Here is a 25582-nt window from a genome sequence, read left to right as displayed (position 1 = left end):
AAAGTTCTATGACGAGCAAATAAATCTTGAGCTTGATCCTTTATTTAATTTATCATCACAGAATATTTAGCGAATAACTCACTATAGTTTTAATAATATTTAGAGAAAAATTCAGATGACTAGCCCATATTTGAGCTTAGACCGTATCGATATTCGAATTTTAGAGCTGTTGCAAGTAGACGGAAAATTGTCCAATATTAAGCTTGCGGAAATGGTGAATTTATCACCCACTGCGGCGTTGGCACGTGTGCAAAAATTATCGAAAGAGGGCTTTATTTTAGGCTATGAAGCACGTTTAAATCCGGTCTTACTCAACAATGGATTTGTGGTTTTTGTGGAGATTTTACTAGATAAAACCACACCCAATGTATTGGAAGATTTTTCGGATGCAGTGCGTCAAATTCCAGAAATCGTAGAATGTCACATGATCAGCGGTGGTTTTGATTTTGTGGTGAAAATACGCTGCGCAAATATGGAAGAATTTAGAAAAATTTCAGGGCAGGTGCTTTGGCAATTACCTGGTATCAAGGAAACGCGTAGTTATCCTGTGATGGAAGTAATTAAAGAAAGTATGCAAATTAAACTGAAACCTGCGGCTCGGCCGAAGTAGCTAATCATCAATAATTGAGTACTAAAAAGGGGCATTTAGCCCCTTTTTTAGTGTCAAAAATTTTAGATTTCAGACATTTCTTTTTGATATTGCGCTTCGGCTTTTTCAAAGCGTTCAACCACATCCGCCTCTGGTGCTTTGCCCAATAAGCTCACCACAACGATACTGATCGCAGAGAAAATAAAGCCTGGAATGATTTCGTATAAACCAAGGTGGCCTAAGTAGTTTTTCCACACGATGACAGTCACAGCACCTACGATCATGCCAATGATTGCTCCGTTAAGCGTCATACGTTTCCACAGCAATGAAAGAATAATCAGTGGGCCAAATGCAGCACCGAAACCTGCCCATGCATAAGCCACTAAGCCTAAAACTTTACTTGCAGGGTTCATTGCAAAGGTGATTGCAAATACGGCAATTGCCAAAACCATCGCACGTCCAATCCAAACCAATTCTTTTTGCGATGCGTTTTTACGAATAAACCCTTTGTACAAATCTTCCGTCAAGGTTGTTGAACACACCAATAACTGACAGCTAAGTGTGCTCATCACCGCAGCTAAAATTGCGGCTAAAATAATCCCTGCAATCCACGGATTGAATAGAATTTTAGTCAATTCCATGAATACCGTTTCAGGGTTAGCATTAACGACGCTTGCTAGTTCTGGGTGGACTTGGAAGTATGCAATGCCGATATAACCCACTGCTACAGCACCGCCTAGACACAGGATCATCCATGTCATACCAATGCGTCGTGCATTCGGAATGGATTTAACAGAATCGGCTGCCATAAAGCGAACCAAAATATGCGGCTGACCAAAATAGCCTAAGCCCCATGCCATGCTGGATAAAATCGCAACTGTACTTAAACCTTCAAATAAATTAGAAGCTTGCGGGCGAGCTGTTTCCAAAATAGCAGCAAGATTTTGACTGTTATCACCTAAAGCAAGGTAGGCGATGATCGGTGTGATCAGTAGTGCAAAGATCATCAGACCCGCTTGGAAAGTATCGGTCCAACTGATCGCTAAGAATCCACCAATACAGACATAGCTGATGGTTGCAATTGCACCAATCCACAGTGCTGTTGTGTAGTTCCAACCGAATAAACTTTCGAAAAGTCGTGCGCCAGCCACCATGCCAGAAGCACAGTAAATCGCAAAGAAAACTAAAATCACTACAGCTGAAATGATACGTAAAATCTTTTTACGGTCTGCAAAACGGCTTGTGAAATAATCGGGCAGGGTCAGGGCATTATTTTGATATTCGGTATGAACACGCAAGCGACCTGCAACGATCAGCCAGTTCAACCAAGCACCGATAATTAAGCCGATTGCAATCCAAGCTTCAGAAAGACCAGATAGATAAATTGCACCAGGGAGACCCATGAGTAGCCAACCACTCATGTCGGATGCACCTGCTGAAAGTGCGGTCACAACACTTCCTAAACTTCGTCCACCTAAAATGTATTCGTCAAAGTTATGCGTAGCTCTGTAGGCATACAAACCAATGGCAAGCATTGCAAGAATATAAAAAATAAAGGTGACTAATGTCGGGTTTAAATGGCTCATAGGCGGTTCGTCCTTAATGAAAGCAAATCATCTCTGTCCTAGATGAAAATTTGTACTTCTGTCGTAAGTCGCAGATTCAAGCACGATTTAAAAATTACACTCTGTAACCTTTAAGCATATTTTATGTATATTTTGTGTAAACACTATTTTTTCTTATTACAAATCGAATTTTTTATTGTACTGCTGAAATGTTGTCCAGAAGGGAATTTAAATTTTGTTAAGTAAATCTACCTAAGACTTCTCATCACAAAAAGAGAACTAATGAAAATAGGTAAAATTACACAATGTTACATAGTGAACAAGAAATGTGCATTTGAAATATTTGGTTGCAAATGTGCATCACATCATCTGTAGTGAGATGATTTGAACAGGTCGAATATGAGGTATGCACAGTCTTGGTGCGTAATTAGAGGGAATGCGCAGTGACAACGGTTCAAATGGAAAAAACGAGAATAGAGCATGATTTATTGGGGGATAAAGCAGTCCCGCAGTCATGTTATTACGGCATACATACATTACGTGCCATCGAAAACTTTCAAATATCAAAACAGCATGTCGGACAAAATTTAAACTTTGTACGCGCTATTGCTCAGGTAAAAAAAGCGTCAGCAGAAACCAATTATCAATTTAACTTAATACAAGATGATATTCGCCAAGCGATTCAGCAGGCGTGTGATGCATTGATTGATCATCCTGAACAATGGGCAGATTCATTTCCAATTGATATTTATCAAGGTGGAGCAGGCACTTCTATTAACATGAATGCCAATGAAGTCATTGCCAATATTGCCCTTGAGTCGCTCGGAGATGCGAAAGGCAGTTATCAACGGATTCATCCAAACGATCATGTTAATAAGTCACAATCCACCAATGATGTCTATCCAACAGCGCTGCGTCTAGCAACATTTAGCGCTTTTGATGCTTTATTTGTGGTTTTAAATCAGCTAATTGGAAGCTTACATATTAAAGCCGATGAGTTTAAACATGTCATCAAAATGGGGCGTACACAGTTACAAGATGCTGTTCCGATGACTTTGGGGCAAGAGTTCCGAGCATTTGCAACATTATTAAAAGAAGATTTGAAGTTGATTGAGCAAAATCGACAGCTTCTATTGGAAATTAATTTAGGTGCGACGGCAATTGGCACTGGCGTGAATTCTCCTGCGGGTTATGCAGCGAAGGCCGTTGAAAATCTAGCTCATTTGACCGGTCTAAAATTGCAAGGTGCAGAAGACTATGTCGAAGCAACCAGCGATTGTGGCGTATTTATTTTATTATCAAGCTGCTTAAAACGTTTAGCTGTCAAACTTTCTAAAATTTGTAATGACTTACGTCTTTTAAGTTCGGGGCCACGAACAGGTTTTGCGGAAATTCATTTACCTGAGTTACAAGCAGGTTCGTCCATTATGCCTGCAAAGGTCAATCCTGTGATCCCTGAAGTGGTCAACCAAATTGCATTTCGAGTAATGGGGAATGATTTAACCATAACTTTAGCCGCAGAAGCAGGGCAATTACAATTAAATGTCATGGAGCCGGTCATTGCATTGTCCATGAATGAATCGATTGAGCTTTTGGTGAATGCCGTAAAAACATTAGATAGCAAATGTATCCAAGGAATTCAGGCAAATGAGCAAGCATGTTTTGATGCTGTGATGCGTAGTGTAGGAATTGTGACCTTACTCGATCCATATTTAGGTCATGCAAAATGTGATGAAATCGGTAAGCAATGTATTGCCGAAAATAAAACCATTCGCCAAGTGGTTTTAGAGCAAGAGTTGTTAACTGAAAGTCAATTGGATGAAATTTTCTCGATTGAAAATTTAGTTTCTGAAGTGACACCATTTAGTATGCCACTCGCTCAAGTGAGTTAAATGCTTATTTAAGACTTTTAAATAGCCCCATGATGAGTAAATGACGAAGGTTAATCCTTCGTTTTTTATTTGAAGAAATCAGTGGTAAATCTAGAAAACTAATCTGATGGCAGTGATGTTTTAGATTTCTAAAAGAAAGTATTGGGTTGAAAATAAAACGCTATATTTGCTTAAGATCGTAATTATAGTTCTATATATAGTCATGAAGGTTTGGATGAAAAAATTAGCGCATAGATAAAGTCAGAAATACTTTAACTTGCCCAAAAAAGGATGTAATCGAAGTACAATAGGTTTTTTATCATGTTGTAGATAGTCAGATGTTTAATAAGTTAGTCGATTTATTCAAAGGCGCTAAAGAGTCGCCTGAGCAACTTTACTTAGAACAACACCACATTCAATATGATGAAACACAGGGCTATATCATTGAAGGCGTAGTTTTAAATACATTGTCTGAACGTATGGAATATCTGTCGAATAGAAAAATGACAAATTTCGATGATTTAAAACAGCTCTATGCAACTGCAATGATTATCAATGAAAAAATAGACTTGGAAATTGCAAGTCAACGCTTTGTTGCACGATTAGGCAATACTGAAGAAAATCTGTTGCAGTTTAAACTCTATGTCAAACTATTGAATGATTATTATCGTCAATTCATCCGTGATCGTAAGTAAGTGAATGGACTGTAGTGTTTGAGTTTGATGGGTGCGTTAATGGTACTCTTCAATAGAAAATAAAATCGCAAATCCATATTGGTTAAAACACTGTATATAGTTGCTTAAATCTCGGAATGTAAAAAGCATCGTGTTAATATGATCACTAAGTGATTAAAACATTAAAAGCTATTTACATCATGTTCCAGCAAGAAATTTCACAACTCAATCTTAAACAGCTCAAAGCTGGCGAAAAGCGGTGGGTCGGAAACTTACAAGGCTCATCTGCTGCATTATTATTTAAAGAAATTAGCAAACAATCCAAACAGTTGTTTGTAATTGTAGCACGTAATAATCAGCATCTCGGGCAGTTAGAAAGTGAGCTGGAATTTTACGGAATTAAACCGACTATTTTCCCTGATTGGGAAATTTTACCTTATGATCGCCTATCGCCACATCAAGACATCGTTTCTGAGCGCTTGGCGATTTTGTCCAATATGCCACAGCAAGGCGTGTTGTTGGTTTCAGCAACAACTTTAGCGCAGCGAGTTGCGCCTGCATCTTGGGTATTAGGTGAACACTTTGATATTAAAGTAGGTCAAAAATTTGATATCGAACAACAAAAATTAAGATTAGTACAAGCGGGTTATCACTTGGTGGATACCGTTTATGATCATGGTGAATTTGCAGTACGCGGCAGCATCATGGATATTTACGCTTCGGGGCAAAGTTCACCGATTCGTATTGACTTATTTGATGATGAAATCGATACCCTCAAATTCTTTGATTCTGAAACTCAGCGAACCACCCAAAACTTAGATCATTTTACGGTTTTACCTGCAAAAGAATTTCCATTAAAAGAAGCGCGCTCACTGTTTCGTAATCGATATGCGGAAAATTTTCCGACGGCAAATCCAAAGAAAAATCCAATTTATCAGGATGTACAAGATGGCATAGCTTCACCGGGTATTGAGTTTTATTTTCCGTTGTTCTTCTCTGAACAAGCCATGAGAGAGCAAAGTACGCTATTTTCGTACTTACCAGAGAATGGCATTGTCATTACAGATAAAGCTATTGATGACACATTGATTCAGTTTTGGTCAGACATTGTGCGTCGTTATGAAGACCGTCGTCATAATGTCGACCAACCGATTTTGCCGCCAGAGCAGATTTTCCTACAACCAAATCAAGTGTTAGAACAATTAAATCTTTGCCGTCGTATCGTGGCTTCACCTGAGGCTTTTGATGAACGCAATGGCGTGATCAATCTTGCAGCTGAGATTCCACCCCGTTTACCTGTCGATCCAAAACGTGAAAAGCCATTTTATGCTGTTAAGCAATATATCGATGCGGCAAATTATCCAGTGCTTTTGGTGGCTGAAAGCGCTGGTCGACGTGAAACTTTAAAAGATGCATTGCGTCCAAGTTTGGGTGATATCCCAACGGTCGAAAGTTTTGATGATTTTATGCATTCTATGCATGCGATTGCGATCACCAATGCGCCCTTAGATCGTGGTTTATTGCTAACTGACAAACTCAGTGTAATTTCTGAAAATCAGCTTTATGAACACCGTGTGGTTCAACGTCGTCGTAAACGCCAACAGGAAGTATCAGAAGAGTTCCTTGTTCGTAGTTTAACCGAGCTAAGTATTGGCGCACCTGTGGTTCATATTGATTATGGTGTGGGGCGATATGCAGGTTTAATTACCTTGAGTATCGATGACCAAGACCATGAGTTTTTGCAGTTAGACTATGCCGATGCAGCTAAGGTGTATGTCCCTGTAACAAACCTGCATTTAATTAGCCGATACAGTGGTGGTGACCCAGATCTAGCACCATTACATAAATTGGGCACAGATGCATGGTCTAAAGCCAAACGCAAGGCTTTAGAGCAGATCCATGATGTGGCGGCAGAACTTTTACATATTCAAGCCCGTCGTCACTCGAAGCCGGGTTATGGATTTGAACTGGATCAAAGTCTCTATATGCAGTTTGCCAGTGGCTTCGCCTATGAAGAAACTTTAGACCAAGCCAATGCTATTGAAGCGACACTCTATGACATGCAACAAGCGAAGCCGATGGATCGCTTGGTTTGTGGTGATGTCGGTTTTGGTAAAACAGAAGTGGCCATGCGTGCTGCATTTGTGGCAGTACAAAATAACAAACAAGTGGCTGTACTTGTTCCAACCACGTTGTTGGCGCAGCAGCACTACGAGTCTTTCAAAGATCGCTTCGCGGATTGGCCTGTACGTATTGAAGTCCTTTCACGCTTTGGTTCATCAAAATCACATACCAAAACCATTGAAGACCTCGCAGAAGGCAAAGTGGATATCGTGATTGGCACACATAAAATCTTGCAGGAAAGTGTGCAATTTAAAAATCTCGGCCTCATGATCGTGGATGAAGAGCATCGTTTTGGTGTACGTGATAAGGAGAGAATTAAAGCCTTACGTGCCGATGTAGATATGCTGACGCTAACTGCAACGCCTATCCCACGTACGCTGAATATGGCTTTTAGTGGTATGCGTGATCTATCTATTATTGCAACGCCGCCTGCACGTCGTCTTGCTGTGAAAACCTTTGTGCAAGAACACACTGGAGATTCGATCAAAGAAGCCATCTTGCGTGAATTGCTACGTGGTGGACAAGTGTATTTCTTACACAACGAAGTCGAGACCATTGAACGTACGGCAGAAACCTTACGGGAATTGGTCCCTGAAGCACGTGTTGCGGTTGCTCATGGTCAAATGCGTGAGCGTGAACTAGAGCAAATCATGCAACAGTTCTATCATAAAGAATATAACGTGCTGGTGTGTTCAACCATTATTGAAACTGGGATTGATGTGCCAAACGCCAATACCATTTTGATTGAACGTGCAGATAAACTGGGGCTGGCGCAGTTGCACCAATTACGTGGTCGTGTCGGCCGATCGCACCATCAAGCATACGCCTATTTACTTGTACCTTCGCTCAAAGGCTTAAAGGGTGATGCTGAAAAACGCCTAGATGCCATTTCGCGTGCATCAACTTTGGGCGCGGGTTTCATGTTGGCTACAGAAGACTTAGAAATTCGTGGTGCAGGTGAGTTGCTGGGTGAACAGCAAAGTGGCTCAATGCAAACCATCGGTTATAGTCTATATATGGAAATGCTTGAAAAAGCCACCAAAGCCATTCAAAAAGGCAAAACACCTAATTTTGACTCACCATTGTCATTAACGGCTGAAATTAGCATGCATATGCCAGCCTTAATTCCAGATGATTATTTGGGTGATGTACATCAACGGTTATTGTTCTATAAACGCATTAGTAATACGGATACTCAAGAGAAACTCGATAACATTCGTATGGAGTTAATCGATCGTTTTGGCTTGCCGCCGCAAGCAGTCAAGCAGTTATTCTCGGTCCATCAGTTGCGTTTAAAAGCGGAACAATTGGGTATTACAAAAATTGATATCAGCTCCCATGGCGGCAGTATTGAGTTCTCACCAGATACACCTGTTCAAGCCATATCCATCATCCAAATGATGCAAAAGCATCCGACTTTCTTCCGAATGGAAGGTGGACAGCGTCTAAAAGTGATGGTCATGCTCGAAGAATATGACAAACGCATTCAATTTATAAATGACTTATTAGACAGTTTACTGAAGGAGTTAGCGCCAAATCACTAGATTTGGCGTATAAATTGCTTGTTTAGAATGAGTAGATTTTATGCGTGTTTTTTATATAGAAGAAACGCTTGATTTTTTTGAAAAATTTATTAGAGTCATAAGCAAGCAACGTTTTATTCAAATGCGGTTTATTTGTAATGAAACGTTCTGTACAGAATATTCACACCCATAAGGATGTGATAGTATTAGCCATCATTCTAATTTTGCATCATTTATAAAGATATGTTTAGTTTACATCCACAACTTGCTCAAGATACGTTTTATGTAGGCGACTTTCCTCTGTCAACATGTCGTTTGATGAATGATATGCAATTCCCGTGGCTTATTTTGATTCCACGTGTTCCGGGAATTACAGAGCTTTATGAATTAAGTCAGGCAGACCAAGAGCAGTTTTTACGTGAGTCAAGCTGGTTATCAAGCCAATTGTCACGTGTATTCCGTGCAGACAAAATGAATGTAGCTGCATTGGGTAATATGGTTCCACAATTACATTTTCATCATGTTGTTCGTTATCAAAATGATGTGGCTTGGCCGAAACCAGTTTGGGGTACGCCAGCAGTTCCTTATAACAATGATGTCTTGGCACACATGCGCCAAACACTGATGCTTGCACTACGTGGTCAAGGTGATATGCCTTTTGATTGGCGTATGGACTAATCCCGATTTACGGACAATATCAGGATAGTAGAAGAATGAGTGTCCGTATGGGGGCGATCGAGTGCCGTTAGACAATTTAATCAGCAAAGAGCCTAAACAGTTTGAATATTTTCATCGTTTGATGGGATATATCATGCTGTCTTTGGTGATTGTTGTCTATCATTACACTCAGCCAGATACGCAATATCAAATCTATATTCCTGCATTTTTATTTTTTCTGATTTTAGTCGTTCCTAAGTTTTCTCATTGGTTAATTTATCGATATAGCAATCAAGTTAAGCGTAATGTGCTTTTTCTGATCGATATCATAGTAATTGCTGTACTGATGTCTGCAGTACATTTAAGCCTTGTTTTAACCTTTCTTGCGGTCTTTGCGCTGCTATATACAACCATTTATAACAAAATTAATTTCTTAATGATGTCCTTGGCCGGGATTGTAGGCGTCACTGTATTTTATTTATGTAATATTTATGTCTTTGGTTTTCAAGAATATTTTGAGTCAACCAGCAGTGAGTTAACCGTTCTAGGTTTTTTGTGCCTTATTACGTATTTCAGTGTGGGGACTTTTTATCAACATACCCAAGTTCAGTCTTTAAGCAATAAAAAGAACCATTATTATGATCAGATGAATCGTTATATGGAATTCGCTAATCAATTGAGTCGTTATGCGCCAATGCAGCTTTGGCAATCGATTATGAAAGGTGAGTCTGAAGCTAAAATCGAATATAAACGTAAAAAACTCACGATTTTCTTTTCAGATATCCAAGGGTTCACAGAACTTTCTGAAACATTAATCCCAGACGATTTAGCATTTCTACTCAATGACTATTTGAGTCATATGACTGAGATTGCCAAACAGTATGAAGCGACTGTCGATAAATTTATGGGGGATGCAATTCTAATCTTCTTTGGTGATCCACATAGCCAAGGCGTAGAGCAGGATGCAAAAACCTGTTTAGAGATGGCAATGGTCATGCGTCAGCAAATGAAGTTGCTGCGTGAACGCTGGATTAAAATGGGTTATCCGCCGCTACACATTCGTATGGGTATTTCTACAGGGTATTGCCACGTTGGGAACTATGGTGCAGCTCACCGTATGGCATATACCATCGTGGGTCGTGATGCGAATTTGGCTGCACGATTGCAAAGTGCTGCTGAAGTCGACGAAATTTTGATTTCAGACGATACGCATCATTTAGTGAAAAATGACTATTTATGTGCTCCAAAAGCACCAATCTTCTTAAAAGGTATCAAAGGCCCAGTACGTACTTGGCAAGTGATGGAAAAATACACCTCGCAGAAAACAGATTATCAACGTTGGTTTGACTACGAATATAAAGGCTTTAATCTATTGTTGAACTTAGATGAAGTACAAAACTTTGAATATCCTGAACTAATACATGTTTTAGAACGTATGATTCAACGCTTACAAACTCAGCAAAAAATGACCAACTCTGCTGGTATTGTTAAACTGAATTTAGAAGACGAAGTGATCGAAGAAGTCAAAAAAACTGAATCTCACTCTTAATTTCACATATACATTATAAAAATTAGATCTAATCGTATTGCCTTAAATTGTAAAAATAACTCAATTCATTCTTTTATCAAAACGTCTTCTTTTTTTGAATTCTTGAATAAATTTATGCATAAAAAAGCCAGTTACGATGAACTGGCTTTTTGATTATAGAAAATATTCTATAAATTAATGATTTTCTGAAGCATGGTTGATGGTGTATTTAGGAATTTCAATTTCCAAATCTTCATCTTCAATTTTTACTTGGCATGACAGGCGAGAGTCTGGTTCTAATCCCCAAGCACGATCGAGAAGATCTGCTTCGACATCATCCATTTCATCTAGACCATCAAAACCTTTACGTACAACCACATGGCAAGTGGTGCACGCTTTAGACATATCACATGCATGCTCAATTTTGATGCCGTTTTTTAACATGCTTTCGCAAAGGTTAGCATTTGATTCGACTTCAAACTCAGCGCCGTTTGGGCAGATTGTTGCGTGAGGCAGTACTTTAATACGTGGCATAATCTTGACCTATAAATTAATTTGAGTTTGACCAGTCATCGAGTTTTGTGCCTTTCAATGCGGCATCAATGTGCTGATTCATACGAGCTGCAGCAAATGCATCGCTATGTATTTTAAGCTGTTCTACAGCATGTTCAATAGCTTTGATATCTGTCGTTTCAAGTGCAGCATCTAAAACAGTGCGTGCAGCAGTGAGGGAATTGTATTGCTCTTGGTTGAGGAGTTGAGCATCCACTTTAAGTGCTTGATCAAGTGCTTCAAGTTCACGTTTTGCTTCCACTTTGGTTTCTTGAAGATGACGTAAGTTTTTATCTTCTTCAGCAAACTTATAACCATCAATAAGTAAGCGTTCAGTATCGGCATCAGATAAACCATAAGATGGTTTGATGTCAATTTGAGCATGCACACCAGAAGTGGTTTCTTTGGCTGACACAGTTAGTAAACCATCAGCATCGACCTGGAAAGTCACTTCAATACGCGCTTGACCCGCAGTCATCGGTGGAATACCACGAAGCACGAAACGACCTAGACTACGGCAATGTTCAACCAGATCACGTTCACCTTGTACAACATGAATCAACATCGCTGTTTGACCATCTTGATAGGTTGTGAATTCTTGGCGACGCGCCACTGGAATGGCTGTATTACGCGAAATAAGGCGCTCAACCAAACCGCCCATGGTTTCTAAACCTAAAGAAAGCGGCGTGACGTCTAAAAGCAATGAACCATCTTTAGAGTTACCAATAAGTTGGTTTGCTGTAATTGACGCGCCAATGGCCACAACTTCATCAGGGTTAATGGTGCAAAGTGGTTTTTGATTGAAGACTTCTTGAACAGCTTTTTGCACAGCATATGAACGGGTAGAACCACCGACCAATACCACATTTTGAATATCGCTAAGCTCAAGCTTGGCATCACGCATGACACGTTTACAAACGCTGATGGTTTTATCTAAAGCAACTTTGATGATGGATTCAAAAGTAGGGCGGTCTAAAGTCAATGATTGATCAAGAACTTTAAGCTCTACAGATTCAGCCTCGGTTAGAGCTTCTTTTGCTTTACGAGCAGAAACGATGAAATGTGCATATTCAGCATCATCTAAAGTTTCAATATTCAGTTGTTTTTTTGCCCATTTTACAATCAGACGGTCTAAGTCATCACCACCAAGCGCCGTATGGCCACCCGTTGCTAGAACTTCAAAAACACCTTGAGAGAAACGTAAAATTGAAACGTCAAAAGTACCACCACCCAGATCATAGATCACATAGTTTTGATCATGTGCAAGATTGGTGTCTTGGTCTAAGCCATAAGCCACTGCAGCAGCAGTCGGTTCATTTAATAGACGTAGTACATTTAAACCTGCAAGCTGAGCCGCATCACGCGTTGCTTGACGCTGTGCTTCATCAAAATAGGCAGGTACAGTAATCACAGCACCATTAACAGGATTATTTAAGCTGCTTTCTGCAAGGTCTTTAAGCTGTTTTAAAATTTCTGCAGAAATTTCAACGGGTGTTTTACGACCTTGTGCAGTTTCAAAAGCAGGCATTTCATTCGCTTCACCGACTAAGTTGTACGGGTGTTGGAATTTGATATCTGCTTTAGAGCGACCCATAAAGCGTTTTACAGAAACGATGGTGTTTTTAGGATCAGTCGTTAAGAATGCCTTTGCGTCGTCACCATATTGCGTAGTGGATTCGCCATAGTGTGCAATAGAAGGGAGTAACACACGACCATGTTCATCGTTAAGCACTTTCGCTTTACCAGAAAGTACCGTGGCTACTAAAGAGTGTGTAGTCCCAAGATCGATACCAATTGCGATGCGGTGTTCATGCGGCGCACTTGATTGACCAGGTTCTGCAATTTGCAAGAGAGCCATGTGTGTTACATCCTTTGAACGTCAAATATAAAAAATAAATTAAAAATCATCGTCTAAATCAAAGCTATCGTCGTCTAAGAAGCGATCTTCAGCTTTATCGATGTCAGCCATTACTTTTTGGAAGAAGCGTAATTTACGTACGGTATCACGTGCTTCAGCCCAGTCTTCGTCGTCATAATCAATTTTAAATTCACGAACCAAACCGTCAATCCATTGCTGAACTTCAGTTTTAAGTGAAGTGAGGTCATCAGCAGAGCCTGCCTCATCTAACTGTTCACGAATTTCTAAGGCATCTTGTAGGAACTCAAAATCACTAATCGATTGATCAAGGTGATAATCTTGTTTTTTGAGACTTAAAAGATATGCAGCGCGGCTATCAACATTGGATAAAACTTTAAATGCTTGATTAATCTCACTAGATTTTATCAGGGCTAGATCTTTGTCTTCGGCTTTATCTGGATGATATTGTTGCTGCAACTTTAAAAATTCAGCTTTTAAAACTGCTAAATCAATATCGAGTGCTACAGGTAAGTTAAACAACTCAAAATGATTCATGGGAGATGGTGTCCGCAATAGAGGTGCAAAAAGTGTTGCTTTAAATGCAATTAAAACAGTGAATTTTACACTGTTTTAATGCGAAAAGGAGCGTGGAAATGACTTAAACCGTAAACGATTCGCCGCAGCCACATTCGCCTTTTTTATTTGGGTTATTAAATTCAAAACCTTCGTTTAAACCATTTTTCACATAGTCCATCTCCATGCCTTCAAGATAAACTAAGCTTTTTGGATCAACGAATACTTTTACGCCAAACTGATCGAATACTTGGTCATGCGTGTCAATATCATCGACAAACTCAAGTACATAAGCTAAACCAGAACAGCCAGAAGTTTTCACGCCAACGCGAATACCTTCACCCTTACCGCGATTCTTGATGTAATTGCTGATATGAGTTGCAGCATTTTCAGTTAAATGAATCATGAAAACTCCGTTAATCTTTTTTAAAACACGTAAACAATTAAGCTTTTACTTTCTTGCTACGGTAGTCTTCTACAGCAGCTTTGATTGCATCTTCAGCAAGTACAGAGCAGTGTACTTTTACTGGTGGAAGTGCAAGTTCAGTTGCAATATCAATGTTCTTAATTGCTTGAGCTTCATCAAGAGTTTTGCCTTTTAGCCACTCTGTTACTAATGAGCTAGATGCAATTGCTGAACCACAACCGTAAGTTTTGAACCGAGCTTCTTCAATTACGCCGTTGTCATCAACTTGGATCTGTAGACGCATAACATCGCCACAAGCTGGTGCACCGACCATACCTGTACCAACATTTTCTGCATTTTTGTCCAAAACACCAACATTACGAGGGTTTTCGTAATGATCAATTACTTTTTCGCTATAAGCCATGATGCTTCTCCAAACCTCGGGGTCAGCCTTAAGATTAATATGGGGGTGAAATTACGTAAATCAATGAGATAGCCTTAAAATAAAAGCTATCTCACCGGGATGAATTAGTGTTCAGCCCATTCTACAGAATTAAGGTCGATACCTTCTTTGTACATGTCCCAAAGCGGTGAAAGATCACGTAGTTTTTCAACTGCTGCTTTGGTAATTTCAAGTACGTGGTCAATATCGGCTTCAGTGGTGTATTTACCAAAGCTGAAACGAATCGAGCTGTGAGCCAATTCGTCTGAAAGACCCAATGCACGAAGTACATAAGATGGTTCTAAAGTTGCTGATGTACATGCAGAACCAGAAGATACTGCGCAATCTTTAAGTGCCATCATTAACGATTCACCTTCAACAAAGTTAAAGCTGACGTTTAGATAGTTTGCAACGTTGTATTCTGGATGACCGTTGAGGAAGACTTGTTCAAGATCTTGCAAGCCATTCCAAAGTTTGTCACGAAGTACACGAATACGAGTTTGTTCAGCATGCAGGTTTTTGCCGGCAAGTTCGAACGCTTCGCCCATACCCACGATTTGGTGAGTCGCTAACGTACCTGAACGCATGCCACGTTCATGACCGCCACCGTGCATTTGCGCTTTAATACGTACACGTGGTTGACGACGTACATAAAGAGCACCAATACCTTTAGGACCATAGATTTTGTGGCCAGAGAAACTCATCAAATCAACTTTCATTGTTGAAAGATCAATTTCTACTTTACCAGCAGCTTGCGCAGCATCTACATGGAAATAAGTTTTGTTTGCACGAGTCAATTCACCGATTGCAGCTACATCTGTAGTTGTACCGATTTCATTGTTCACCATCATCAAAGATACAAGAATTGTATCTGGACGAAGGGCAGCTTGAACCATTTCAGGTGTAATTAAACCAGTTTTTGCTTCTGGCTCAAGATAAGTAATTTCGAAGCCTTCTTCTTCAAGCTCGCGGCAAGTATCAAGAATTGCTTTATGTTCAATTTTACTTGTAATAATGTGCTTGCCTTTAGATGCATAGAACTGAGCAATACCTTTAAGCGCAAGGTTGTCAGATTCAGTAGCACCAGAAGTCCAAACGATTTCGCGTGGATCAGCTTTTACTAGATTAGCAACTTGTTCACGTGCATATTCTACTTTTTCTTCTGCCTGCCAGCCGTAAGCATGAGAACGAGAAGCTGCATTACCAAAAGTACCGTCAAACGTTAGACATTCCATCATACGTTCTGCGACTTGAGGGTCTACAGGTGTAGTTGCTGCATAGTCAAGATAAATAGGACGCTTCATGTCAAATACCTGTAACCGATAAAAGGGCTGAATCAAAGTTTGCTGAATTTTGACGAATTGATACGGTTTGAACGTTATCGCGTGCTACAAGGTCAGCAAGGGTGATTTTTGCAAGATAATCGGCAATGTGGTGGGAGAGTTCCTGCCATAAATCGTGAGTCAAGCACATTGCACCATTTTGGCAGTTGCCTTTGTGGTCACAACGGGTTGCATCAACTGTTTCATTTACAGCTTCAATAATTTCCAAAACAGTGATGTCTTCAGCACTACGAGCAAGGTGGTAACCACCGTTAGCTCCACGGATGCTGGAAACTAAGCCGTGACGCTTTAATTTTGCAAATAACTGCTCAAGATAGGCCACTGAAATGGTTTGACGAGCTGCAATTTCTGCAAGAGTGATCGTTTGTTCAGTTGGCTGCAAAGCTAGATCAAGTAGAGCAGTCACTGCGTAGCGACCGCGAGTTGTTAAGCGCATGATTCGATACACATGTTAAGTCTAGATGTGCAGATTTTATGAATCCTGACTAAAATAGTCAAGTTTTTTTGAGATTGTTTATTTGTTTTATTTTGTCTGAAAAATTATGTATTTATTTGAACCACACATTATACACTAATAACGTTATTAAAAGAACAGATATTAGACTAAAAGCGATATTAATCCGCTTTTGACGACGTTCGATACGCTTAATACGGTTTTTGTATTGTTTAACTTCAACTTGTAGCGTGTTTATTTTAGAGCGTTGCTGTTCAATTTTTTCTAAAAGTGGGGCAATACGTTTTTTAGATGCAACGATATCGTTTTCTTCGACAGGTTCAGACAACCAGTGTTTCCAGTCAGATAAAATTTTCGGCACACTAAATAAAGAAACCAAATCACGAAATTCATCTTTTAGAACCACATCGCCATCGATACGCATGGTTTTGATGCTTTTGCGATTACCAAATACAAAAATTTTAACCAAATCCATTAATGTCGTACGGACATCAAGGTCGATGGCTTTATCTGGAGATTTCGTGTCGAACAGAATGCCGTGCTCAGTAAACTGAACATAAAAGTCAAAATAAGGGATGTAGCTATTTATTTTTAGTGCGACTTTTTGATCAACAAATTTTTTAGCTTGTAATGCTACAACACGGTCATGTTTTAAAATGAAGGTAAAAATCGTTTCTAAAACAATCAGGGTCATAGTAAGCAACAAATGTGGTTGAGCTTGTGTTTGTTGCGTATCGCTCATAAAAAATGTCCTTGTTAAAATCTGAAAGCACTGGAAACTGAGCGTCCTGCTCTAGAGGAACTTAGAATATACCAAAAAGTTGGTAATTCACTAGCTTTGTAGAACAGTTTAATCAATCTATCAAGTTATATGTTTGCTATTATGTTGTTAAAATGAAGAATCACGTGTTGATGTGCACATAAAATAATCAGGAGAAGTGCGGATTATGGAAAATAAAGAAAGCATAATTGACGATGCACAGGAAACATCAGAAAAGCTGGCTAAACCTCGGGTACGTAGTCATTCTGATCGTCGCTCTAAAATGGATTTTCGTAAATATACCAAACAGATTTGGTTGGCTGGATTAGGTGCTTTTTCACGTGCTGAGGGAGAGGGAAATAAGCTTTTTGACTCTTTAGTCAAAGTTGGAGAGGAGCTTGAGTCCAAAACGATTGATATTGCAGATCAAACTGTCGAAAAAGTTTCAGAAAAAGCCAAGGAATCTGTAACCGATACGAAAGATAAAGTAGAAAAAATTTTAGATAATAGTGTTAATCATTCTTTAAACCGTTTAGGATTGGTGACTGTAAAGGATTTACAGCACTTAGAAAGGCTTATACTTCAATTACATACTAAAGTTGACCAATTGGCCGAAGAGAATGCCCAACTGAGGGCCGAAATATTAAAAAAACACTAACTTTTTTAATATTATCGAATTTTCAAGGTTTTTTTCGTCAAAAAATTCTATAAAAAGAGGTTGAGGAGTATTGCGTTTAACCCTAAAGCATTGCTATAAAGGCGTTATGGCGTTTTATACAAATTCTTGAACCTTAAATAAACGATATTAAGAGGACGTAATTTTCATGAATAAATCAGAATTAATTGATGCAATTGCCGAAAATGGGGGATTATCTAAGGCCGATGCCGGTAAAGCTTTAGATGCTACAATTGCTGCAGTTACCAATGCATTAAAAGCTGGTGATACAGTTACTTTAGTTGGTTTCGGTACATTCAGCGTTAAAGAACGTGCTGCACGTACTGGTCGTAACCCACAAACTGGTGCGACTTTAGAAATCAAAGCAAGCAAAGTTCCTAGCTTCAAAGCGGGTAAAGGCTTGAAAGATTCTGTAGCTTAATCTTATTAAGCACATGAGACGCGCCATAAATTGGCGCGTTTTTTATTGGTAAATGTGATTAATTGATATATCGCATTCATTCATCTCGGGTTTTCGGTTAAAATTCACCGCAAATAAAATATTGGAATACTTATGGAATCGTTTCGTAAAGTCATTAAGGGTTGGCTGGGCAAGGTCTTGCTCGTTTTGTTTTTGACCCCTTTAGCACTTGTAGGTATTGAAGGATATTTTAGTGGTGGATCTAAAGATGCAGCAAAGACTGTAAACGGTACTGAAATTTCTCAAAAAGAACTCGAAGCACTGACGAACTCATTAAAAGAACAATATCTGGCATATGCTCAGGGTGATGAAACATTATTGAATCAAAATTTCATTAGCAATAAAGCGATGGATACTTTGGTTTCACGCCAATTGTTATTGCAACAAGCTGATAAATTAGGCATTAGCTTGAGTGATGCACAAATTGTGCAAATGATTCATCAGCAGCCAAGCTTTCAAGTCAATGGTCAATTTTCTGATGAAGCGTTTGCGCGATACCTCGAATCGATTGGTATGACGAATCGCACATTCATTGATAATTTACGTAAAGACCATGCTTTAAAAATGTTGTCTACAACATTTATGGAATATGCATTGGTGAGTAAGCTTGATATCTTGCAAATTGCGAACTTACAAACGGAACAACGTAGTATTCAGTTGGCGAGCATTAATCTTGAAAATTACAAGAAAAATGTAAAAGTATCTGATGCTGAAATTGCGGCTTATTATGAGCAGCATAAAAACAAATTTAAGCAAGCAACCAGTGTTGATGCAGATTTTGTCGTATTAACACCTGCCAATATTACTGCACCAGTAGAAGCTGCAACTGATGCTGAACTGAAAGAAGCGTATAACAGCTTTGTTGAGAATGCACAGAAGTCAGTTAAACCTATCGTTAAGCACATCATGATCACTGCGGACAATCGTTCAGATGCCGAAGCTAAAAAACTGGCTGAAAGTGTTCAAGCTAAAATTAAAGCGGGTTTAAGCTTTAACCAAGCTGCTGCGCAATTCTCTGAAGATCCTGAATCTAAAGCAAAAGGTGGTGAACTGGTTGCTTATGAAAAAGGTGTGTTTGGTGATGCGTTTGATGCAGCAGTTGAAGGTGCTCAAGCTGGTCAAGTGACTGCTCCAGTGAAAACAGACAGTGGTTATCACTTGATCGAAAAAGTGGCGCCAGCTGTAAAAGTGGCTTCATTTGAACAAGAAAAAGCACGTCTGCAAGCAGAAGTCGCTGCTTCGAAAAAAGCCAATGTTTTTTCTGACACTGTAAACAGCCTCAATGATATGGTGGTGAGCAGTGATGCCCTCGATGTCGTGGGTCAAGAAGTGAAAGGCGTAAAAGTACAATCTTTGAATGGTTTAACATTAGCATCGCAACATCCAGTTTTAAGTGATGCAAACGTCAAAGTTAAATTGTTTAACGATGATGTTAAAAATGGTGAACGTAATGTTTCATCGAGCATTCAGTTGAAAAACGGTGATGTAGTTTGGGTAAAAGTGCGTAACTATCATGCTGCAGGTGTTCAAACCTTAGCTGAAGCGAAAGCGCATGTGAAAACTCAGCTGATTGAAAAGAAAGCGTCTGATGCTGCAAAAGCCCAGATTCAAGCGACATTGAAAGAGTTTGCTGCAAAACCTGCTGCTTCAGTCGCGAAAGGCAATTTAAACTTTGAAAATGCGGGTACCTTCACTCGTGCTGATGGTTTGTTGAAACGCGAAATTCAACGTGCTGCATTTAGTGTAAAAGCGCCGAAAGCAGGTCATTGGTCTGTTACGACCACAAATCTACCAAATGAGTTGGTTGTGGTTGCTGTGACTGCAGTGAACAAACAATCTGATGCGGCATTAACGGGTGAGCAGTTAGATGAGTTAAAAAAACTTTATCAACAGCTTCGTGGTCAGCAAGAATTTGATGACTACACACGTTATCTAAAAGATCATGCCAAAATTAAATAATTAAGGCAGCTTTAAAAAAACCAGCTTCTGAGCTGGTTTTTTTTGACTTAAATTGACAGATATAATTTTTATTTAAAAGATTTGGCAAATGAAATATCGGCTCTAGCATCGTAGATTGGTGTTCTCAAAAAAATAATATGAAGAAGAAATAACTCATCACGACAAGGATTAAGCGGATGATATATATGTATATGCCTCAATTTAAACGTTTAAAGAACCCGTTATTGCGATGGATAGATCAATATTTTAAGCACATGATACTGATGCTATTAACCATTTGTGTTGCGAGTAGTATTCAAGCTGCAGAACTGAACTTTCAAAAAGTTCTAGAGCAGGAAAGAGCTTGGGCGGGCTTGACTAGTAAAAAAGTCAAAAATAATGAAATCGAGTGGACATATAGTGAAGGGGGAAATCCACAAAAACCGACGCTGTTGTTGCTGCATGGTTTGTCAGGCACGCGTGATAATTGGAACCGCGTTGCCCGTTATTTAACGCCCAATTATCATGTCATTATTCCAGATCTGCCAGCACATGGAGAAACTATTGTCGCAGATCAATTTGATCTATCGATTCCAAATTTAACTGAAAAATTACGACGATTTATTGATGCTACAAAGTTAGATCCAAATTTACATATCGCAGGGCATTCGATGGGTGGTGCAATTGCCATGCTCTATAGCGCTCAGTATCCCTTAGAAGTGAAATCTTTATTGTTGGTGGATTCGGCAGGTGTCTTTAAGTCGAGTAATACAGCGTATCTAAAAGATACGGCAAAGCTTGCAGAGCTAGTGGTCAGAAAAACTGGTGATTTTGATCGCGTGATGAAGATCGTGATGCAATCCCCGCCTTTTATTCCACAAGAATTAAAAATTGGGCAAGAAAAGTTGATGATAGTTCAGTCTAAACAAACCAATAAAATGGTGGAGCAACTGCAAAAAATGGCCACCTTGTATACGCCGGAGTCCTTTGCTTTGGCTGCACGAGGCATTGATGCACCTGTGTTCATTATCTGGGGGAAGCAAGATCAGATTATCAATGTTGAAGTAGCAGAAGAATTGAAAAGCTTATTTAAAAAAGTCGAAAAACCGCTGGTATTAGACCATGTTGGTCATATGCCTATCTTAGAAGCGGAGCAGTTAATGGCGTTGCCATATTTAAAGTTTCTTTCAACTGTTCAATGAATAAAATCGGTAAAATAGGTGTAAAAAAGCGAGAAATATCTCGCTTTTTAAACTTAATTAGACACTTTGAGTTGATTTAAGTACGTACTTTAATTTCATAGCCCGTGTATTTTCGAATATTAATCACACCGGTATCCAAAATCAGATACTGACCTTTAATCCCTTGTAATTTTCCTCGAATAATTGGGGTTTTGTCCAAATTATGCGATTTGATTTTTTCAGGATATTCATCTACTGGGTAGATAAATTGGCGTGGCAATTCATCTTCTAGTAGTTCAACGGTTTCATTAAACTCTAAATTTTGGCTAAATTCTTCACGAATGGTCTGAATTTTTGGTGCAAATTCTTCCACCAATTGGTCGCGAATTTCGATCAGGTTGATGGGTTCTGCTTCACCTTTGAGCAATTTACGCCAATCAGTTTTATCGGCCACTTGCGTTCCAAACATGACTTCAAGCTGACCAGATAGACGACGTGAACCAACTTTCATAATAGGCAAAGCTTGCGTCGCACCTTGGTCCAGCCAACGTGTAGGCATTTGACCAAGTCGAGTAATCCCCACTTTTAAGGCACTCGAATTAGCTAAATAGACAATATGCGGTTGAAAGCAAACTTCATGGGCAAAATCATCTTCACGGCAAGTCCCGAGATGATAATGGCAGGTTTCAGGCTTCATAATGCACATATCACAAGAAGCCTTAGTCTTCATGCATTTGAAGCAATGACCTTGTGAATACGATTTAGGCGTTTTTGCGCCGCAAGAAATGCAGTAGATATTTCCAGTGGCTTCAATTTCAATTTCTTGGCCAAGGCTAAACGGTAGATCAACTTCTGAGCGATCTAGAATAAATTTATACTCAACATTTGCCTTGTGTGTATGTTGATCAGTTACACTAAGGTCTTTAAGACCTGCATGCATTTTATGGCAAATGCCTTGTAGTTCCATACGAATACTCACTTCATTATTAAGGATGCGGTCAATGGCTGAACAAAATGTCATCACTTCTATGCTAGACGATTTGTCAAAAGAGCAGCCCATTTCAACCGCAATCTGTATTGGTCAGGATCTTGAGCAATACAATCAATTTCATCCAATTCAATGGCAACATTTTAACGTAACTGAGTTTTTAAATCTGCCTTTTACCCAGCGTTTTGACCTTGGATTTGTGATTCTTGATACTGAAACCATGTTGAGTTTGGATCAGCAGCAGAAAACTCAGATGTTGGTAAAATTGCGTGACCTATTTGCCAAACGCATCGTGGTGGTGAGTAAGTTACACGATGAACAATTATTACGTGCTTTAGGCTTTACTCAGCTCATTGATAAAACCACGCATGAAAGTGATTTTGCTTTATGGCAGTTTAATATTTTGACTTATAAACATATTCCAGATTGGTTTAACTCTAAATTTTGGGCGAATCCTGAAAACTGGGATAAATTCCGTTGGTAACAAATACTTAGCCTGCGAGAAATTGCAAAAATTAACAAACATTTATGATAAATCTGTGTTTTCCCACGTATGCTGTAATGAATTTATCTAGGTTTCACTGGGAAAAATAAAATGACAAATTTAAATAATATTGTTGAGATTTTAGCAAAGCAGGCCCTTGGTGGTGCAAACAATCAAAATCAACAAGGTGGTCTGGGTGGTATTTTAGGTTCGGTGCTGGGTCAATTGGGCGCAAATGCAGGCACTCAAAATAACCAAACCAATGCTCAAAACCAAGCGGGTGGTTTGGGTGGAATTTTAGGCTCTGTGTTGGGCCAACTGGGTGGTGCAGCGCAGCCGCAGCAACGTAGTAGCGGTGGTAATGCGTCAACCATTTTAGTAGCAGTGTTACCTCTGGTGCTGGCTTGGATTCAAAAACAAGGTGGCCTACAAGGTGCTTTGGATAAATTACGTGGACAGGGCTTGAGCAGTCAGGTTGATGATTGGGTATCTACAGGCCCTGGTGATAATGCTGCTGTGACAAATCAACAAATACAAAATTTATTTGATGATGCCGAAGTGGAGCAAGTTGCACAAGAAACACAAACTCAGAAACAAGATGTATATAGCGCAATTTCAAGCGTATTGCCGCAAATTATTGACTCATTGACGCCACAAGCTGGACAAACCAATCAGCAAGAAGCGAATGCTGATATTCAACAAGTGATGAATTTGGTCTCAGGTTTCCTGAAGCATTAATCAAAATATCGATTTAGGTATTTGATTAAATACAAGCCAGTGAACACTGGCTTTTTTATGATTTGAAAAATGATAACAATGTGACGCTAAGATGGATTAAATAAACGGTTCGACACACTGATTTTTTTGCCAATATAGTGTGATTTTTTTTGACGAATCAAAATGATTTTCGACTGAAACTCTAACTCACCAAACTCTGGCTCAACTTGCACATAATGTAGTTGACCAAACTCATCACGTACACGCGCTTGAGCCGAAAAGCCGGGACGGGCATTTCCACTTGAAATGGTGGCTAGACGACCGAGTAAATTAACCGTTTGTTTTTTATATTTGGGTGGGACAACCTGATCCAAACAATGAATCATAAATACCGTAAAGAATATGGCAATGATCAACGCAGGTAAAATTAAATAATAAGCGGGAACGAATTGACCTTCTTTGGCATGGATGCAAAACTGAAGTACATAGCCTGCAAAGCTAAAATTCATCAGTAAGAAGAACAAAATCAGAGTCTTGGAAAATTTGACATTCAATAATGCCAACTCTTGTATGCGCTGAGGAGCGATTCTTTTTAAAACTTGGCTAGGACTAATATTGATATAGTAGCCAATGGTTTCAACCATGCCCAATAACAGTACGGCCAATAAACTTAAATGAAAGGGTATTAAGTTATAGTCTGTTAAAAATCCGGACATGGTTGTATTCCAGTGTTTATTCTTCTGTGAGGTAGATTCCACCATCAGAATGCACGTTAATGTTCACTTTTTCAAGGGCTTGACCTTGGCATGGGCCAGAAATACATTCCCCAGATTCGACCATAAACAGTGCGCCATGTGTTGAGCACTCAATAAATTCTTGGTCACGATCTAGAAACTGATTTTCTAGAAACTCAAGTTCTACGTGCAAGTGTGGGCAGTTATTTTGATAAGCGTAAAACATGCCATCACGTTGGGTGATAAAAATCGTTTCACCTTCAGGCGTTTCGAATGATCGTGCTTCACGTTCTGGCACATCATCCGTCATGCAAATTTTAAACATTAAGCACATTCCTTTTGAAATGATTGTAAAAGCTGAGCATAGTCTTCAACTGCTAGGCGTGGACCAAACTGAGCCACAACTTCACTTGAAATCAAGATGGCAAGTTCAGCAGCCGTTTGATAGTCATGACCTGCATTCAGTGCATATAGGAAAGCACCAGCAAATGCATCACCTGCACCATTGGTATCTACTGCGGTAACTTTACGACCTGGCACGGTAAATGTTGCTGCTTCATTATGGATTAAGGCGCCTTTGGCACTTAATGTAATGACAATGTGTTTGCTTAGTGATTGCAATTTAGCAAGTGCAGCATCTAAATGATCTGTTTCTGTGTACATCAGCGCTTCTTGTTCATTACAGAACAATAAGTCTACGCCATCATCGAGTAACTCATCTAGACCTTGACGTGCATATTGCACCATTGCTGGATCAGATAAGGTCAATGCAATTTGTACACCATTGGCTTTGGCGATTTGACGTGCTTGTTTTACCGCAAGACGCGCGCTATCTGATGTTGAAAGATAACCTTCGATATATAACCATTTCGCAGTATTTAAGCTGCCAAAATCAATTTGGCTATCAGTTAATTCAGCAGTAATACCGAGGTAAGTATGCATCGTACGTTCAGAATCAGGGCTGACCAATACCATACATGTGCCGGTTACACCTTCACTGATTGATTGATTTGCAGTTTGGATACCTGCGTCGTTTAAACCATTTAGGTAAATTTGACCTAAGTCATCATTGCCGACACGACAACCATAAAATGCAGTTCCGCCTAAAGCACTAAAAGCAACCGTTGTATTTGCTGCAGAACCACCAGAAGCTTGACCTTTATATTCTTGAGTCGCTTTTAGATTGTTATAAAGGGCTGCTTGAGTATCACCATCAGTCAGTTGCATCGTACCTTTTTGCAGATTGTGTTGAATTAGGAATTCGTCAGAGACTTTAAATTCTTGGTCAATAAGTGCATTACCAATTGCAAAAAGGTCAACAGTTGCCATGTTGTATAATCACATCAAAAAAATGAAAGTGCTAAGTTTACACGAATGCTCAGGATTGCTGTAGTTTGTTGAAGAAAATTCAATTAAAAGACAGGTGTGTATAAAAATCGGGCAAATCTATTATATTTTTACATTTTTTTTGAATTAGTTGCCGTT

General features: G+C 39.4%; 25 protein-coding genes. 12 read left to right on the top strand and 13 right to left on the bottom strand.

Annotated elements, in window-relative coordinates:
• Window positions 1-115: 115 nt before the first annotated feature.
• Window positions 116-610, top strand: coding sequence for an Lrp/AsnC ligand binding domain-containing protein (locus tag B1201_RS10565; protein WP_078193489.1), 495 nt, complete (start codon window positions 116-118; stop codon window positions 608-610).
• 62 nt (window positions 611-672) lie between these two features.
• On the opposite strand, the gene putP is transcribed toward B1201_RS10565, so the two are convergent.
• Window positions 673-2175, bottom strand: coding sequence for a sodium/proline symporter PutP (putP, locus tag B1201_RS10560; protein ID WP_078193488.1), 1503 nt, complete (start codon window positions 2173-2175; stop codon window positions 673-675).
• 422 nt (window positions 2176-2597) lie between these two features.
• Here putP and aspA point away from each other — a divergent pair, with 422 nt between their 5' ends.
• From aspA to B1201_RS10535, 5 genes are all read left to right on the top strand, one after another.
• Entirely contained in the window at window positions 2598-4046 is a 1449-nt protein-coding gene (gene aspA / locus B1201_RS10555) for an aspartate ammonia-lyase (RefSeq protein ID WP_078193487.1), read from the top strand.
• A gap of 317 nt (window positions 4047-4363) precedes the next feature.
• The gene (locus B1201_RS10550) at window positions 4364-4720 is read left to right on the top strand and encodes a hypothetical protein (protein ID WP_078193486.1); all 357 of its coding nucleotides are present in this window, start codon (window positions 4364-4366) and stop codon (window positions 4718-4720) included.
• A 179-nt stretch (window positions 4721-4899) separates the two neighbouring features.
• Window positions 4900-8367, top strand: a complete 3468-nt coding sequence (gene mfd, locus B1201_RS10545; RefSeq protein WP_078193485.1) for a transcription-repair coupling factor — start codon at window positions 4900-4902, stop codon at window positions 8365-8367.
• Between the two features lie 222 nt (window positions 8368-8589).
• Window positions 8590-9024 carry an HIT domain-containing protein gene (locus tag B1201_RS10540; protein ID WP_067762788.1) on the top strand — a complete coding sequence of 145 codons (435 nt, stop codon included), beginning with the start codon at window positions 8590-8592 and terminating at the stop codon, window positions 9022-9024.
• Between the two features lie 61 nt (window positions 9025-9085).
• Window positions 9086-10552: an adenylate/guanylate cyclase domain-containing protein gene (locus tag B1201_RS10535; RefSeq protein ID WP_078193484.1), complete on the top strand. Its 1467-nt coding sequence runs from the start codon at window positions 9086-9088 to the stop codon at window positions 10550-10552.
• A gap of 174 nt (window positions 10553-10726) precedes the next feature.
• On the opposite strand, the gene fdx is transcribed toward B1201_RS10535, so the two are convergent.
• The 8 genes from fdx to B1201_RS10495 form a co-directional block, all read right to left on the bottom strand.
• Window positions 10727-11065 carry an ISC system 2Fe-2S type ferredoxin gene (gene fdx / locus B1201_RS10530; protein ID WP_078193483.1) on the bottom strand — a complete coding sequence of 113 codons (339 nt, stop codon included), beginning with the start codon at window positions 11063-11065 and terminating at the stop codon, window positions 10727-10729.
• Between the two features lie 16 nt (window positions 11066-11081).
• Window positions 11082-12941, bottom strand: a complete 1860-nt coding sequence (gene hscA / locus B1201_RS10525) for a Fe-S protein assembly chaperone HscA (RefSeq protein WP_078193482.1) — start codon at window positions 12939-12941, stop codon at window positions 11082-11084.
• A 39-nt stretch (window positions 12942-12980) separates the two neighbouring features.
• Window positions 12981-13496 (bottom strand): Fe-S protein assembly co-chaperone HscB, encoded by a 516-nt coding sequence (gene hscB, locus B1201_RS10520; protein ID WP_078193481.1) that lies wholly within the window; start codon window positions 13494-13496, stop codon window positions 12981-12983.
• A gap of 103 nt (window positions 13497-13599) precedes the next feature.
• Entirely contained in the window at window positions 13600-13920 is a 321-nt protein-coding gene (iscA, locus tag B1201_RS10515; RefSeq protein ID WP_078188668.1) for an iron-sulfur cluster assembly protein IscA, read from the bottom strand.
• A 37-nt stretch (window positions 13921-13957) separates the two neighbouring features.
• The gene (gene iscU / locus B1201_RS10510; RefSeq protein ID WP_078188667.1) at window positions 13958-14344 is read right to left on the bottom strand and encodes a Fe-S cluster assembly scaffold IscU; all 387 of its coding nucleotides are present in this window, start codon (window positions 14342-14344) and stop codon (window positions 13958-13960) included.
• Window positions 14345-14448: 104 nt separating this feature from the next.
• Window positions 14449-15666 (bottom strand): IscS subfamily cysteine desulfurase, encoded by a 1218-nt coding sequence (locus tag B1201_RS10505; RefSeq protein WP_078193480.1) that lies wholly within the window; start codon window positions 15664-15666, stop codon window positions 14449-14451.
• Between the two features lies 1 nt (window position 15667).
• Window positions 15668-16141, bottom strand: a complete 474-nt coding sequence (locus tag B1201_RS10500) for an Rrf2 family transcriptional regulator (RefSeq protein ID WP_078188665.1) — start codon at window positions 16139-16141, stop codon at window positions 15668-15670.
• Window positions 16142-16253: 112 nt separating this feature from the next.
• Window positions 16254-16901 (bottom strand): hypothetical protein, encoded by a 648-nt coding sequence (locus B1201_RS10495; RefSeq protein WP_078188664.1) that lies wholly within the window; start codon window positions 16899-16901, stop codon window positions 16254-16256.
• Window positions 16902-17106: 205 nt separating this feature from the next.
• Between B1201_RS10495 and B1201_RS10490 the strand changes: the two genes are divergently transcribed.
• The 4 genes from B1201_RS10490 to B1201_RS10475 all read left to right on the top strand — a co-directional run bounded on the left by B1201_RS10490 (window position 17107) and on the right by B1201_RS10475 (window position 21195).
• Complete coding sequence (locus B1201_RS10490) at window positions 17107-17577, top strand: phasin family protein (RefSeq protein WP_078193479.1); 471 nt, start codon at window positions 17107-17109, stop codon at window positions 17575-17577.
• 166 nt (window positions 17578-17743) lie between these two features.
• Window positions 17744-18016 carry an HU family DNA-binding protein gene (locus tag B1201_RS10485; RefSeq protein ID WP_078188662.1) on the top strand — a complete coding sequence of 91 codons (273 nt, stop codon included), beginning with the start codon at window positions 17744-17746 and terminating at the stop codon, window positions 18014-18016.
• Between the two features lie 132 nt (window positions 18017-18148).
• Complete coding sequence (locus B1201_RS10480) at window positions 18149-20014, top strand: SurA N-terminal domain-containing protein (protein ID WP_078193478.1); 1866 nt, start codon at window positions 18149-18151, stop codon at window positions 20012-20014.
• A gap of 263 nt (window positions 20015-20277) precedes the next feature.
• Entirely contained in the window at window positions 20278-21195 is a 918-nt protein-coding gene (locus B1201_RS10475) for an alpha/beta fold hydrolase (RefSeq protein ID WP_373684742.1), read from the top strand.
• Between the two features lie 76 nt (window positions 21196-21271).
• On the opposite strand, the gene B1201_RS10470 is transcribed toward B1201_RS10475, so the two are convergent.
• Window positions 21272-22141, bottom strand: coding sequence for a DUF2797 domain-containing protein (locus B1201_RS10470; protein ID WP_078189198.1), 870 nt, complete (start codon window positions 22139-22141; stop codon window positions 21272-21274).
• A 34-nt stretch (window positions 22142-22175) separates the two neighbouring features.
• Here B1201_RS10470 and B1201_RS10465 point away from each other — a divergent pair, with 34 nt between their 5' ends.
• Together B1201_RS10465 and B1201_RS10460 are read left to right on the top strand one after the other, a co-directional pair.
• Complete coding sequence (locus B1201_RS10465; RefSeq protein ID WP_078188659.1) at window positions 22176-22646, top strand: DUF6231 family protein; 471 nt, start codon at window positions 22176-22178, stop codon at window positions 22644-22646.
• Window positions 22647-22757: 111 nt separating this feature from the next.
• The gene (locus B1201_RS10460) at window positions 22758-23384 is read left to right on the top strand and encodes a YidB family protein (RefSeq protein ID WP_078193477.1); all 627 of its coding nucleotides are present in this window, start codon (window positions 22758-22760) and stop codon (window positions 23382-23384) included.
• Window positions 23385-23470: 86 nt separating this feature from the next.
• Here the strand turns inward: B1201_RS10460 and B1201_RS10455 are convergent, their stop codons facing one another.
• Genes B1201_RS10455 through B1201_RS10445 form a run of 3 tightly spaced genes read right to left on the bottom strand, consistent with a single transcriptional unit; the run spans window position 23471 to window position 25426 of the window.
• Window positions 23471-24079: an OB-fold-containig protein gene (locus B1201_RS10455; protein WP_078193476.1), complete on the bottom strand. Its 609-nt coding sequence runs from the start codon at window positions 24077-24079 to the stop codon at window positions 23471-23473.
• A 16-nt stretch (window positions 24080-24095) separates the two neighbouring features.
• Window positions 24096-24422 carry a Rieske (2Fe-2S) protein gene (locus B1201_RS10450; RefSeq protein WP_078188656.1) on the bottom strand — a complete coding sequence of 109 codons (327 nt, stop codon included), beginning with the start codon at window positions 24420-24422 and terminating at the stop codon, window positions 24096-24098.
• A complete protein-coding gene (locus tag B1201_RS10445) occupies window positions 24422-25426 on the bottom strand; it encodes an adenosine kinase (protein WP_078193475.1) in 1005 nt (334 codons plus the stop codon). Before B1201_RS10445 ends, B1201_RS10450 begins: the two co-directional genes overlap by 1 nt.
• Window positions 25427-25582 lie beyond the last annotated feature (156 nt).

Origin of the sequence: Acinetobacter sp. ANC 5600, from assembly GCF_002018395.1 — a bacterium.
GTDB classification, from domain to species: Bacteria; Pseudomonadota; Gammaproteobacteria; order Pseudomonadales; family Moraxellaceae; genus Acinetobacter; species Acinetobacter amyesii.
The sequence above is the reverse complement of the archived record's forward strand: the minus strand, read 5'-3'. Positions and strand labels throughout refer to the sequence as shown.

Coding starts and splice junctions, on each gene's coding strand:
- B1201_RS10565 (WP_078193489.1), top strand. CDS start 116: ATGACTAGCCCATATTTGAGCTTAGACCGTATCGATATTCGAATTTTA.
- hscA (WP_078193482.1), bottom strand. CDS start 12,941: ATGGCTCTCTTGCAAATTGCAGAACCTGGTCAATCAAGTGCGCCGCAT.
- B1201_RS10470 (WP_078189198.1), bottom strand. CDS start 22,141: ATGGAACTACAAGGCATTTGCCATAAAATGCATGCAGGTCTTAAAGAC.
- B1201_RS10485 (WP_078188662.1), top strand. CDS start 17,744: ATGAATAAATCAGAATTAATTGATGCAATTGCCGAAAATGGGGGATTA.
- putP (WP_078193488.1), bottom strand. CDS start 2,175: ATGAGCCATTTAAACCCGACATTAGTCACCTTTATTTTTTATATTCTT.
- B1201_RS10455 (WP_078193476.1), bottom strand. CDS start 24,079: ATGTCCGGATTTTTAACAGACTATAACTTAATACCCTTTCATTTAAGT.
- B1201_RS10550 (WP_078193486.1), top strand. CDS start 4,364: ATGTTTAATAAGTTAGTCGATTTATTCAAAGGCGCTAAAGAGTCGCCT.
- B1201_RS10505 (WP_078193480.1), bottom strand. CDS start 15,666: ATGAAGCGTCCTATTTATCTTGACTATGCAGCAACTACACCTGTAGAC.
- B1201_RS10475 (WP_373684742.1), top strand. CDS start 20,278: ATGCTATTAACCATTTGTGTTGCGAGTAGTATTCAAGCTGCAGAACTG.
- B1201_RS10445 (WP_078193475.1), bottom strand. CDS start 25,426: ATGGCAACTGTTGACCTTTTTGCAATTGGTAATGCACTTATTGACCAA.
- iscU (WP_078188667.1), bottom strand. CDS start 14,344: ATGGCTTATAGCGAAAAAGTAATTGATCATTACGAAAACCCTCGTAAT.
- B1201_RS10460 (WP_078193477.1), top strand. CDS start 22,758: ATGACAAATTTAAATAATATTGTTGAGATTTTAGCAAAGCAGGCCCTT.
- fdx (WP_078193483.1), bottom strand. CDS start 11,065: ATGCCACGTATTAAAGTACTGCCTCACGCAACAATCTGCCCAAACGGC.
- iscA (WP_078188668.1), bottom strand. CDS start 13,920: ATGATTCATTTAACTGAAAATGCTGCAACTCATATCAGCAATTACATC.
- hscB (WP_078193481.1), bottom strand. CDS start 13,496: ATGAATCATTTTGAGTTGTTTAACTTACCTGTAGCACTCGATATTGAT.
- mfd (WP_078193485.1), top strand. CDS start 4,900: ATGTTCCAGCAAGAAATTTCACAACTCAATCTTAAACAGCTCAAAGCT.
- B1201_RS10465 (WP_078188659.1), top strand. CDS start 22,176: ATGGCTGAACAAAATGTCATCACTTCTATGCTAGACGATTTGTCAAAA.
- B1201_RS10500 (WP_078188665.1), bottom strand. CDS start 16,141: ATGCGCTTAACAACTCGCGGTCGCTACGCAGTGACTGCTCTACTTGAT.
- B1201_RS10490 (WP_078193479.1), top strand. CDS start 17,107: ATGGAAAATAAAGAAAGCATAATTGACGATGCACAGGAAACATCAGAA.
- B1201_RS10540 (WP_067762788.1), top strand. CDS start 8,590: ATGTTTAGTTTACATCCACAACTTGCTCAAGATACGTTTTATGTAGGC.
- B1201_RS10495 (WP_078188664.1), bottom strand. CDS start 16,901: ATGAGCGATACGCAACAAACACAAGCTCAACCACATTTGTTGCTTACT.
- B1201_RS10450 (WP_078188656.1), bottom strand. CDS start 24,422: ATGTTTAAAATTTGCATGACGGATGATGTGCCAGAACGTGAAGCACGA.
- B1201_RS10480 (WP_078193478.1), top strand. CDS start 18,149: ATGGAATCGTTTCGTAAAGTCATTAAGGGTTGGCTGGGCAAGGTCTTG.